Annotated in this window: 6 protein-coding genes; 3 read left to right on the top strand and 3 right to left on the bottom strand. The window is 73.0% G+C overall.

Annotated features, from left to right (window positions below):
• Positions 1-358 precede the first annotated feature (358 nt).
• A complete protein-coding gene (gene cysS / locus WMF45_RS29895) occupies positions 359-1,897 on the bottom strand; it encodes a cysteine--tRNA ligase (RefSeq protein ID WP_437708264.1) in 1,539 nt (512 codons plus the stop codon).
• A gap of 167 nt (positions 1,898-2,064) precedes the next feature.
• Between cysS and WMF45_RS29890 the strand changes: the two genes are divergently transcribed.
• Complete coding sequence (locus tag WMF45_RS29890) at positions 2,065-3,132, top strand: class I SAM-dependent methyltransferase (protein ID WP_437708262.1); 1,068 nt, start codon at positions 2,065-2,067, stop codon at positions 3,130-3,132.
• 44 nt (positions 3,133-3,176) lie between these two features.
• Here the strand turns inward: WMF45_RS29890 and WMF45_RS29885 are convergent, their stop codons facing one another.
• Positions 3,177-4,730, bottom strand: a complete 1,554-nt coding sequence (locus WMF45_RS29885; RefSeq protein ID WP_437708260.1) for a serine/threonine-protein kinase — start codon at positions 4,728-4,730, stop codon at positions 3,177-3,179.
• Positions 4,731-4,935: 205 nt separating this feature from the next.
• On the opposite strand from WMF45_RS29885, the gene WMF45_RS29880 reads away from it, so the two are divergent.
• On the top strand, positions 4,936-8,829 hold the full coding sequence (locus WMF45_RS29880; RefSeq protein ID WP_437708258.1) for a protein kinase domain-containing protein: 3,894 nt from the start codon (positions 4,936-4,938) through the stop codon (positions 8,827-8,829).
• Between the two features lie 228 nt (positions 8,830-9,057).
• Complete coding sequence (locus WMF45_RS29875) at positions 9,058-9,972, top strand: hypothetical protein (RefSeq protein WP_437708256.1); 915 nt, start codon at positions 9,058-9,060, stop codon at positions 9,970-9,972.
• Positions 9,973-10,025: 53 nt separating this feature from the next.
• Here the strand turns inward: WMF45_RS29875 and WMF45_RS29870 are convergent, their stop codons facing one another.
• Positions 10,026-12,002 carry a protein kinase domain-containing protein gene (locus tag WMF45_RS29870; protein ID WP_437708254.1) on the bottom strand — a complete coding sequence of 659 codons (1,977 nt, stop codon included), beginning with the start codon at positions 12,000-12,002 and terminating at the stop codon, positions 10,026-10,028.
• Positions 12,003-12,029 lie beyond the last annotated feature (27 nt).

Below are 12,029 nucleotides of genomic sequence, written 5' to 3'. Positions count from 1 at the left end.
CTCTATAAGGAGGTGGCCGTGACCTATAAGGAGGCGGGCCGCGGACATCCCGTGTTGTGACGGCTGGAGCGCGCCGCCCTTTGGCGCCGCCGCAGCTCCCGTGACCGAATCCCGGGCTGCAGCCGTCTCCAGCCCGCGCCCTCCACCGCGCCGCTCCCCGCCCCGGCAAGTTTCCGCCGCGCGATCCTCTCCGCTCGTTCTCCGACCTCTGATACACCCGTTAGCGGAGCTCTCCCGCACAGGAGACGGGCCCAGATCGGCGTTTTCGGCGCGGAGGCGTACTCCGGTACGCCGAGCACCGAAAACGTCGAGATGGGCCCGTATCCGAAGCGGGAGAGCTCCTCAGAAGGAGAGATCCTCAGGAGGAGGACCAGCGGGGTCCGCGGGGGGTGTCTTCCAGCACGACACCTGCCTCGGTCAGCAGGTTGCGGATGGCGTCCGCCTTGGCGAAGTCCTTCGCCTTCCGGGCCTCCTGGCGCATCGCGATCAGCCGGTCGATCGCGGCGTCACCCCCGCGCCCAGCGGCGCCCTCGGCAGGGGCGAGCGCGTAGTCCGGAACGAGCTCCGGATAGAGCGCCGGCTCGGCGATCTCCACCCCGAACACCGCGAGGTGACGCACGATCGCCCGGTAGACCGCGAGCAGCGAGGGACGGTCCTCACACTGCTCGATCCCCGCCGAATAGAGCGCGCTCACGTAATCGAAAAATGCAGCCACGGCGTTCGGCGTGTTCAGGTCGTCGTCCATCGCCTCGATGAAGCGCGCGATGAACCGCTCGGTGAGCTCCCCGAACTGGCCGTGAACGTAGTGGTGGCGCATCCTCGGGAATCGCTCTTCCTCGGGTCGCTGCGATGCGTACGCGCCCGGGGCGAGGGCAGCCTCCGTCGCGCCGCTCAGCTTCTCGGCGAGGACCGTCGCGAGCTTCTTGATGCGCGCATAGCCCTGAGCGGATTGCTGCAGCAGCTCCCAGCCGAACGGGAGCTTGCAACGGTAATGCTGCGTCACGAAGAACCACCGCGCCTCGTCGTGCCCGTGCCTCGACAGGAGCTCCTCGATGGAGATGACGTTCCCGAGGCTCTTCGACATCTTCATGTCCTTGAGATCGAGGTGCTCCGGGTGCAGCCAGTAGCGCACCCAGGGCCGCCCGCAGAGCGGCTCGCTCTGCGCGATCTCGTTCTCGTGGTGAGGGAACATGTTGTCGATGCCGCCCCCGTGGACGTCGAAATGGTCGCCCAGGAGCGCCGTGCTCATCGCCGAGCACTCGATGTGCCAGCCGGGGCGTCCGGTCGGCCACCCCTCCTCGCCGGTGCGCCAGCTCGGCTGGCCAGCGCCGGTCGGCTTCCAGAGGCTGAAGTCCGCCGGGTGCCTCTTCCGAGCGAAGTCCTCCTCGACGCGGCCGCTCGCCCCGACCTCCTGCTCGTCGACCTTGCGCCCCGAGAGCTCACCGTAGGACCCCCACGTGCCGACCTCGTAGAAGACCTCGCCGTTCACCGTGTAGGCGTGGCCCTTCTCGATCAGGCGCTTCGCCATGTCGACCTGCTCGTCGACGAAGTCGGTGGCGCGCGTGTAGACGGCGTAGTCCTTGATGTGGAGCTTGCGGCAGTCGCGCCGGAACGCCGCGATGTTCCGCTCGGCGACGTCGACGGCGCCCTCGCGCTCGCTCGCGCGCTGCATGATGCGATCGTCGATGTCCGTGTAGTTGATGATGCTCAGCACGTGATAGCCGCGGTACTCGAGGTAGCGGCGGAAGACGTCCCAGAAGCAGTAGGTGCGCGCATGGCCGATGTGCATCGGTGCGTAGACCGTGAGACCGCACGTGTAGATGCGCACGACCTTCGGCCGGGCGGAGACGAAAGGCTCCTTCTTCCTCGTGAGCGTGTTATGAACCTTGAGCGGCATCGGCCACCTGCGTGAGTGTGCGAGCACCCCCCGGGACCGCGTACGCTACCCTGGCCTCGCCGCCCGGTCAACGCGGAACCTCGCCGGTTTTCCCTGTGGTTTCGCTGTGTCTTGCCACGTCTGCCCACGTCTTGCGCCCGTCGTCCCTCCGGTCTACGCAACCGCGCATGCACATCACTTCAAGGACCTTGCTGTTCGTCCTCGCTGGCGCGCTCTCCGCCTGCGCGGGGAGCCCGCCGCCCGTCGAGAGCGCCCCGCCGCCCCCGCCGCCGGCCCCCGCGCAGGCGCCGCCGGCCGCCGCGCCGGTCGCGCAGCCCGAGCCGGCCACGCCCAAGGCGGACCCGGAAGCCGAGAAGAAGCAGGCGGAGCTCGCCAAGCTCGCCGAGGACACGAAGGCCATGGAGGCCAAGGCCGACACGGAGGCGGCGCGGTTCGACGACGCGCTCAAGGCCGAGGTCAAGGCGCTCATCGCGGCCAACTACCCGAGCGCGGGCGCCGCGCTGCGGGCGGCGCTCAAGGGGAAGCACCGCGCCCCGGGCAACGCCGAGCGCGACGCCGCCCGGCACCCGGTCGAGAACCTGGAGTTCTTCGGCCTCAAGCAGACGAGCACGGTCATCGAGCTCGGGGCCGGCGAGGGCTGGTACACCGAGCTGCTCGCGCCGGTGCTCGCGAAGAAGGGCAAGCTCATCATCACGTCGTTCGATCCGAACGGCCCCGCGGACTCGCGCAACACGCTCTACGGCAAGCGCGTGAAGCGCCTGATCGAGAAGTCACCCGAGCTGTTCGGCAAGGTCGATGTCGTCGTGATCGATCGCGACAGCCCGAAGCTCGGGATCGAGGGCAAGGCCGATCTCGTCATCGCCATTCGCGAGGCGCACGGCTGGCACCGGAACGGCAAGTTCGACGCCTACGTCGCCGAGGCGTTCAAGGCGCTCAAGCCGGGCGGCGTCTTCGGTATCGTGGCGCACCGGGCGAAGCCCGACGCCAACCCCGATGAGAGCGCGAAGCAGGGATATCTCCCGGAAGCGTGGGTGATCCAGAAGGTCGAGTCGGCGGGCTTCAAGCTCGGCGGCAAGTCCGAGGTCAACGCGAATCCGAAGGACACGAAAGACTACCCGGAAGGGGTCTGGACCTTGCCGCCGAACTTCCGGCTCGGCGACAAGGACCGCGCGCGCTACGCCGCGATCGGCGAGAGCGACCGCATGACCCTCAAGTTCGTCAAGCCCGCCCGCTGACCCATCCTGCGCCCGGCGCTCGCGGCCCCGCGAGCGCCGGGGCGCTACGCGGGCGCCGCGGCGCGGCCCGGCGGCCGCACGAACACGCGGCGCATCGGGATCGTGGCGCCGGCGGCCCCCGAGACCCGGTGGGACAAGAAGGCGACGCCATCGAGCATCGCCGGCGACGCGTACACGCCCGGCTCCGCCGTCTCCGACAGGCACGAGGAGAGCTCGAGGAGGTTCCCGCCCACCAGGGCGCCGTCCTCGGTGAGCACCACGTCGCCGGCGTGGAGGCAGAAGCGGACGCTGATCCTTGGATCGCGCTGGCCCGGCCCGGCGAGCCGCGTGTGCAGCGCGACGGCGGCCGCGATCGCGCCGTGGCGCGCTTCCTCGGTGCCGCGCTCGCCGCGCCGGAAGGCCGCCGCGAGCAGCACGCTGGTGCTCGTGATCGCGAGCGGCGAGAACCCCGAGGGCGCGAGCGCGGCCACGGCCTCCGGGACCACGGCCTCGAACTCGGCCAGGAAGGCGTCGGTGGGGGCCTCGAGCGCGCGGCCCTCGGCGAGGACCTCGACGAGCAGCCCGATGGCGAGGCGCCGGATGTGCCCCGCCTCCACCGCGCCGGTCCGCGCGATCCGCGACGTCGCGGCCCGCACGTCGCCCAGGAACGCGGCGACGTCCGGGTGGCGGCCGGCGGGATCCTTGCTCATGGCCCGCACGACGATATCGTCGAACGCCGGGTCGACCGGGGCGTGCAGGCTCGGGCGGGGCGGCGCCTGGTGCAGGTGCAGGTGGCGCAGCACCGGGTACGTGGTCGCCAGGAACGGCATGGATCCCGCGATCATCGTGTAGAGCAGCGCGCCGAGCGCGTAGACGTCGGTCCGCATGTCGACAGGCCGGTTGAGCAGCTGCTCGGGCGACATGAACGCCGGGGTCCCCACGACGTGCCGTGACGACGTGAGCGAGAGATCCGTCGCGCCGAGCAGCTTCGCGATGCCGAAGTCGAGCAGCACCACCCTGAGCTCCCCGCCCCGCTCGCACAGGATCACGTTGGAAGGTTTCACGTCGCGGTGGATGATCCCGAGCGCGTGGACCGCGGCGAGCGCGCTGCAGAGCGGATCGAGGATCGCGAGCGCCTCGTCCGCCGGGAGCCGGCCGCGCGCGAACAGGTGCTGCTCGAGGCTCCTGCCCTGAAGGAGCTCCATCGCGTAGTAGGGCCGCCCGTCGTCGAGCCGCCCCACGTCGAGGATCTCCACGACGTTCGGGTGCCGGATCCGCCCGATCGCGTCCACCTCCCGCTGGAAGCGGAGCACCACGTCGGCGCGCGAGATCAGGTCGGCGTGCATGATCTTGACCGCCGCCGGCGCCCTGCTCGCCGCGTGCACCGCGCGGTGGACCACGCCGAACCCACCCTCGGCGATGACGCCGTCGAGGAGGTACTCGCCTGCCCGCAGCGCCTCGGCGCGCGGGGCGCCAGGACCTGCTCCCTCGCGATCGCGTGTGTCGGGCGTGTGTTGTTTCCATGTCCGCGACGTGGCGAGCGGCGGCTCGCCCGCCGCGGGGGCGTCGGCCGGCGGCGCGGTGGGGAAAGGCTCATCGTTCTGGCCAGGGGTCTTCATGGGATATGCGACAGCCGCTTACTTCCTCAATGACAACTGCTGAGCTCGCGCAGTACAGTACGCGTAAGCCGGTATCGAATGCGATCCCGGCTGCCGGCAAGCAACCCGAATCATGCACCGTTGCTCCGTATGTCACGGGCGGCTCGCCGCTGGCGCTCCGTGCGTCAGAGATGGCTTTATCCCGCCGCCCGGTGAGCGTGACATCGTGGAGCGCGCGGCGCCGGTGATCGAGGGCTTCTCGCTGCTCGGTCCGCTCGGACATGGCGGCTTCTCCGACGTCTGGGCCGCGCAGCGGGACTGCGATGGAGCGCCGGTCGCCATCAAGGTAGGAGGGCACGCGGCGTGGAACCTGCGCGAGCGGTTCCGGCGGGAGGCCGCGCTGCTCGAGCGCGTCGGCGTGCCGCACGCTCCGCAGCTCGTCGCCTGCGGCGAGCTCCCCGGGGGGCGGCCCTATCTCGTGATGGAGAGGCTCTTCGGCCAGACCCTCGCCGAGGAGCTGGCGGCGCTGCGCGCGCCGCTCGATCCGGAGCTCGCCGCCGGGCGCGCGGACGCGATCCTCACCGTGATCGAGGCGGCGCACGCGCGCGGCGTCATCCACCGCGATCTCAAGCCGGAGAACCTCTTCCTCCTCGCCTCGAGCGGGCGCGCGGCGCTGCTCGATTTCGGTCTGGCGCGGCTCGCCGAAGGCGGCGAGCCGCCGGCGGTGTCCGCCGGCGTGACGCGCGCCGGCGACATCGTGGGGACGCCGGAGTACATGGCTCCGGAGCAGCTCCGGGGCGACGCCGCGCGGATCGACGCGCGCGCGGACATCTATGCGTTCGGCGTGATCCTGTTCGAGCTGCTCACCCTGCGCCCGCCGTTCGTCGGCGGCGAGACGGCCGTCGAGCACGGCCACCTGGCGCTGCGCCCGCCGCGCCCGAGCGATTTCGCGGACGTCCCCGAGGGGCTGGAGGCGCTGACGCTCGCCTGCCTCGCCAAGGACCCGAGCCGCCGCCCGGACAGCGCCGCCGCGCTCCGGCTCACCCTGCACGCCTTGCGCGCGCGGCCTCGCTCCGACTCGATCCCGCCTCCGTCCGCGCCGCGATCGCAGCGGCAGGACGACGGCGCCGCGGCGGCCGTCGCCGAGGGGCGGCAGCCGGTCGCGCTGCTCTTCGCGGAGGGCGGCGCCGGGCCGGTGATCGCGGCGATCGGCGGCCGCCGGGGGTTCGTCGCGCGGCAGCGGGGGCAGCGCTGCCTCGCCGTGTTCTCCGCGAGGGACATCGACGATCCGGCCCGCGCAGCGCTGGCCGCGGCGCGCGATCTCGCGCTGAGCGGCGGCGTGCGCGTGGCGCTGCACCTCGCCAGCGTGCGCCTGCGCAGGATCGCCGGCGGGCTGCACGCCGCCTACGGGGCGCCGATCGAGCGCCCCGAGGCGTGGTTGCCGGCCGAGCCCTGGGGCGGGCTCGCGATGACCGAGGAGTTCGAGCGCGCGCTGCCCGACGACGAGCTCGCCCCCACGCCGCCGGGCGACCCGGAGGGCCTGCGCGAGCCGGCGCTGCTCGGCCGCGACGACGTGCTCTCGGCGCTCGCGGCCAGCGTGACCGACGCCTTCGACGGGACGTGCCCCGGCCTGTTCACGCTCATCGGCGACGCCGGTCTGGGCAAGACGCGCCTCGCGGCCGAGGCGGCCAGCATCGCCGGCGTGCCGGTCCCGGACGTGCGCGTGGTGGCCGCGCGCGCGCTCCACCCCATCCACGGCGGCGCCGCGCAGGCCGTGCGCGCGCTCCTCTGCGTCGCGCTCGACGCGCCGCGGGAGAGCCCCGGAGACCCGCGGCAGTTCTGCGTGGAGCGGCTCGGCGAGACGCTCGGCGGCGCGACGTGGGAGGCCGTCGCCGCGGCGCTCGGCTGGGCGGGGCCCCGCGGGGGGCGCCTGTCCGGGGAGGCCCGCAACGGCCTGATGCTGGCGCTCGCCGAGGCGCTCCGCCGCGGGGCGCGCCGCGGCCCCCTCGCCGTGATCCTCGACGACGCCGACCAGGCGGACGACGTGCTGCTCGACGCGCTCGAGTACGCCACGCTCGACGGCGAGGGCACCCCCCTCTGGGTGGTCGTGACCGCGCGCCCTCGCTTCGAGCAGGCCCGTCCCAGCTGGGGCCAGCGCAACCAGCGCCACACCCGCGTGACGCTCGCGCCCCTCGCCGAGGAGGCGGCGATGGATCTCGCCTCGCGCCTGCTCTTGCCGGCCGAGTACCCGCCGGCGGAGATCCTCCGCCGGCTCGCCGACTGGGCGGGCGGCAACCCGGATTGCCTGCGGCAGATCGTCCGCTCGCTGAAGCGCGCGGGCGTCGTGCGCCGGCGCGCCGGCGGCGGCTCCTACGTGGCGACCGCGGAGGTCGAGGCGCTGCCGCCAGCGCCGGCGTGGCAATGGCTCGCGGCGCAGAGGCTCGACGATCTGCCGCCGGAGCTCGCGACGTGCGCCCGGGTCTGCTCGGCGCTCGGCATGTCGTTCGATCGCGCCGAGCTCGAGGCGGTGCTCGACGGCCTGGAGCGCGCGGGCGGCGCCGGAGCGATGGTCGACGCGGGCTTCGGGCTCGCGGCCCTGGTCGAGCGGCGGATCCTGCTGCGCGACGGCGACGGCGACGGCCGCGGCGGCGGCGAGGACGGCCGGCACGCGTTCCAGAACGCGGTCCTCCAGGAGGCGGTCTACGGGATGCTCGACCCGGCGCACCGCGCCGCGATCCACCGGAGCGCCCTCGCGTACTGGCGGGCGCAGGTGGCGGCCGGCTCGACCGGCGGCCTCCGCGCGCTCGCGCGCCACGCGGCCGTGTGCGGCGAGCACGCCGAGGCGGCCGACGCCTACCTCGCGCTCGGCGATCTCGCGTCCGCGCGGCACGACGCCGTCGAGGCGGATCGGCGCTACGACGCCGCGCTCCAGATCGCCGAGCAGGGCGACGCGCCCCGGCGCGCGCGCGCGCTCGCGGGCCGTGGCAGGAGCCGGTACCGGATGTGCCGCGTCCGGGAGGCGCGCAGCGATTTCGGCGACGCGCTCGCGCTGGCCGAGGCGCTCGGCGACGCGCAGGCGAGGGCGGGCCTGCTGCTCGAGGACGCGACCGCGCTCGACTGGGCCTTCGAGTTCGAGGCCTCGGCGCGCCGGGTGGAGGAGGCGCGGCCGCTCGTCGACACGTACGCGCAGGCCTCGCCCGAGCTCGCGCTGCGCCTCCGGGTCGCCGAGGCCCGCACCGCGTGGCGGCGGGGGAGGACCGAGGAGGCCATCGCGGAGCTCACAGCGTGCGCCGATCGCGCCGCGGCGTCGGGAGACTACGACGCGCGCGTCCTTGCCCTGATCATGCTGTCGTTCCAGCTCGCGAGCGCGGGTCGCCGCGACGAGGCCGAGCGCGCCTCCGGGGACCTGATCGCCCTGGTCACGGCGGCCGGCGATCGGTTTCACCTCTGCGGGGCGTACATCAACCGCATCGCGCTGTGGGCCTGGCGGTGGTCGCTGCCGGGCGCGGTCGGCGACCTGCGCCGCGCCGTCGATCTCGCGCGCGAGATCGGCAATCCGTGGCTGGAGAAGATGGCGTCGTACAACGTCGCCGTGCTGCTCCACTGGAGCGACAGGCAGCGCGAGGCGCTCGCGCTCCTGCGGCGCGCCCGGTGGCTCGAAGAGCAGGCCTCCGAGCGCCCGATGCCCCAGACGGCGATGCTGCTCGCGCAGATCCACCTCGCGCTCGACGAGTACGAGCAGGCCAGCCAGCTGGTCCAGTGGATCCAGCGATCCTGCGCCCTCGAGCCGGGCGACCTCACGGAGTTCAGCTTGCTCGAGCTCGTGCTCTCCGAGGTCGGGCTCCGGCCGGCGCCTCCGTCGTCCCTCGCGTGGGGAGAAGCGATCCGGCTGGTGAAAGACCAGTCGATCGCCGAGCAGACGCTGATGTTCCTTTACTGGCGTGCTCGCATGGCGCTCCGTCGCGGACACCTGCGTGAAGCGGAGGAGGCGCTCGCGAGCGCGCGGGAGCACCGCGGGGAGAGCCCCCTGTGGCTGTCCCGCTTCGTCGAGCTGGAGCGCGGGTTGGCCGAGCCGTCGCGGGCGCGGGCTCCGGACGCTCATCCAGCCGTGCCGGACTGATGGGAGCCTGTCGCGATAAGGTTTGTTCCGTGTCGTGCTCAGGCGAGTCCGTACTTTCCCACGACCCTTTCACGCAGCCCTTTCACACCACCACCGTGTGTCGATTTTCAGCATTGCGCGCCTTCCTGGAAGATGGGAGACTGCCAATTTAAGAAAGATCGATATTGCTGGTCGATGTCTGAACCTGGCCCTGTGCCTGGCTGCGCGACCACCCCGGAGGAGAGCTGAATGTTATCGACCCGTTTCATCGCCATTGGTCTCCTTGGCGCCTGTGTGTTCACCGCGGGATGCGCCGCCTCGTCGGACACCGGCCCCGACGCCCCGTCCGACACCGACCCCGTCGAGACGGCGGAGCTGCCAATACGGAGCACTGCGGTGCCCATCGGATGCAACGGCCTGCTCCCCAGCGACTTCTGGGCGCCGGAGAACCGCACGGCGCTCCGCGCGCTCGGCCAGCGCGCGCTCGCCGGCGCCAACGACGTCGTGGCCCCGACGGCGCTGCTCGGCACCTCCGGCGGAAAGAGCGTGCTCGACTACACCGTGCGCTGCGCGCTGTCCTCTGACCAGGTCGTCCACGGTCCGGACGGCCGTGCGTTCCACGGCTCCTTCGGGTTCGCGCCCGCATGGACCGAGCGTGCCCTCACCTCCTCGGAGCAGCGCTGGGTCTCGGCGTGCATCTTCCAGCACCTGAACGGCACCGGCGAGCATGTGGAGTTCTTGCCGCAGGGCAGCCACCCGGCGCTCGATGGCCCCTTGAACGAGGAGCCCTACACGGAGTTCGTCGTCCACGACGCCACGATGTACGGGAACGCGTTCCTTTCCGGGGCCATCGCCGGCTATGCCTGCATCGATCCCGATCTCACGGGGGAGCTCTCGGCGCTCTCGCTGAGCTGCCCGCTCGATCTCAGCCTGCTCTCGCTGGAGCGGCTCTGTGGCCACGTGCCGACGTGCGGTATCGCCTTCCTGGGGCTCTGCGACCTGACCTGCCTGGAGGACGTCACCGGCAACCAGACGTGCCACACGCTGCCGCTGCTCGGGCCGCTCCTGGGATCGCTGCTCGGGCCGAGCTACTCGGAGACGATCCGGAGCGAGGTGCGCGACAGCGATCTCCTGCCGCTCTACAACGGCTGCGGCCTGCTCTGAGCGGCGGCACCGCGGCGGGGCCCGGCGGAGAGGAGGCGCGCCGCGCGCGCCGGTCACGTCCCGAGGCGCGTCTTCAGCTGCTGAATCGCGTCGGCGATCGCCTTGTCGTCGCGGAAGCAGCACGGATCGGTCCGCCTGCACCGCGCGCCGTGCAGCACCTGGAGCTCGAAGAGCATGCGCTCGTCCCCCTCGGCCGCGGCGCGGCCGAAGAGCGCCCGCTTGCCGCCGCAGCTGGCCCTGCGGAACGCGAAGAGGACGCGGAGCGCGGGGGTCGCGCGCGCCATCACCTCGGGCCGGGCCAGGATCTCGCTGGCGCGCCGGGCCGCCTTGGTGCCTCCGCGCGCGCGCACGAGGTCGAGCAGCACGTCCAGCCCGCCGCTGCCGAGCCGGTTCGTGAGCAGGTCGAAGACCTCGTCCGCCGCCGGGTTGTCTTCCTCGAACCCGATGCCCGCCACGGTGGAGAGCACCTCTTCGCGCAGGCCCCGGCTCAGGGCGAGCTCCGGATCGGCCTCCGCGAGGGCCAGGAGCGAGCGCGCCCCGAGCACCCAGTTCCTTGTCGCCACCGCCCGGCTGAGCTGCGCGCGCGGGCTCGGGGCGCCGCGGGCGTCGTCCTCGGGCGCCGCGCTCGCCGGAGGGGGCGGCGCTGCCGGCGCCGGCGGGGGCTCGACGGAGGCGACGGCCGGCGCCTCCGTGGTCGCCGCGGGCCGCCGGACGACGAGCCAGAGCGCGACGCCGATCGCGAGCGCCGCCAGGGCCGAGAGCGCCGCCGCGACGGGCACCCAGCGCGCCGAGGCCGTGGGCCCGCGGTGTGCGCGCGCGAGCAAGGTCGCCCGGGGCCCCGGCCAGGCAGACGGCGCCTGAGCCCTGGGCGCCGCCTTCGCAGCCTGATCGGCGGCCCCGCCCGCCGCGATGGTCCCGCCCGGCGGGGCCTGCCCAGCCGCGGCGATCCCGCCCCCTGCCGGCGCCGGCGGCGCCGCCGAGCGAGCGAGCGCCGCGAGCCCCTCATCGAGCGCCGCGATCGCGTCGGCCGCCGTCTGGAAGCGGAACGACGGATCGTGTTCCATGAGCCGCATCACGGCCTGCTGGACCTCGTACGGCACCTCCAGATCCGGAGCGCGCGCGCGGAGGGCCGGCGGCCCTCCCGGCCCCTGCTGCTTGAGCCGCTCCACCACGTTCTTCGTGTCGAAGGGGTGCTGTCCGGTGAGCATCTCGTAGAGCACGAGCCCGAGCGCGTACAGATCCGCGCGCGCGTCCACCGCGTCCATCCCGCGCAGCGCCTCCGGCGCGAGGTACGCGAGCGTGCCGAAGACCTCGCCGGCGCTGGTCAGGGCGGGGCTCGGCGTCGCCGTCTTGCGGCTCTGGCTGGACAGGAGATCGACGTTCACCTTCGCGAGCCCGAAATCGATGAGCCTGACCTGATCGTGCGCGTCGAGCAGGACGTTCTGGGGCTTCACGTCGCGGTGGACGATGCCCTTCTCGTGCGCCGCCGCGAGCGCCGACGCGATCTGACGCGCGATGCGGAGCGCCCGCGCGGGCGGGAGCCGTCCCCCCGAGATCGCCTCCTTGAGCGGCGTGCCCTCGACGTACTCGAGGATCAGGAAGAACGACGCGTCGTCCAGCTGACCGAAATCGATGGCGGCGACGACGTTCGGGTGCCGGATGTGCGCTCCCGCGACGGCCTCGCGCTCGAACCGCACCACGAGCTCCGGCATCCGCCGGGCGAGGGGCCGGAGCAGCTTGATCGCGACCTGCTTGCGGAGGTGCACCTGCTCGCCGCGGTAGACGGCGCCCATCCCGCCCTCCCCGATGAGCTCCTCGACGCGGTAGCGCCCCGAGATCAGGCTCCCGATCAGCGGATCGCCGCCCGCGCTCCCGGCCGCCGCCGCCTCGATCGCCTCGATGTCCTCGGTGAGCGCCGAGCTCGAGAGCTCCTCCATGAGCGGAGCGGCCGGCGCGCCGAGCCTCGGGACCGTGAGGTCCTCGATCAAGGCCGAGCCGAGCGTCTCTTCGGATCGCGGCGTCTCCGGCATGCGGCGCAGGATATCAGGTCGGCCGGC

Origin of the sequence: Sorangium sp. So ce448, from assembly GCF_051520915.1 — a bacterium.
Classification (GTDB): domain Bacteria; phylum Myxococcota_A; class Polyangia; order Polyangiales; family Polyangiaceae; genus Sorangium; species Sorangium cellulosum_B.
Note: the sequence above shows the minus strand (reverse complement) of the source record. Positions and strands in the feature narration are given on the sequence as shown.

Excerpts from the sequence above, each read along its gene's own strand:
- cysS (WP_437708264.1), bottom strand. The coding sequence starts at position 1,897 with ATGCCGCTCAAGGTTCATAACACGCTCACGAGGAAGAAGGAGCCTTTC.
- WMF45_RS29890 (WP_437708262.1), top strand. The coding sequence starts at position 2,065 with ATGCACATCACTTCAAGGACCTTGCTGTTCGTCCTCGCTGGCGCGCTC.
- WMF45_RS29885 (WP_437708260.1), bottom strand. The coding sequence starts at position 4,730 with ATGAAGACCCCTGGCCAGAACGATGAGCCTTTCCCCACCGCGCCGCCG.
- WMF45_RS29875 (WP_437708256.1), top strand. The coding sequence starts at position 9,058 with ATGTTATCGACCCGTTTCATCGCCATTGGTCTCCTTGGCGCCTGTGTG.
- WMF45_RS29870 (WP_437708254.1), bottom strand. The coding sequence starts at position 12,002 with ATGCCGGAGACGCCGCGATCCGAAGAGACGCTCGGCTCGGCCTTGATC.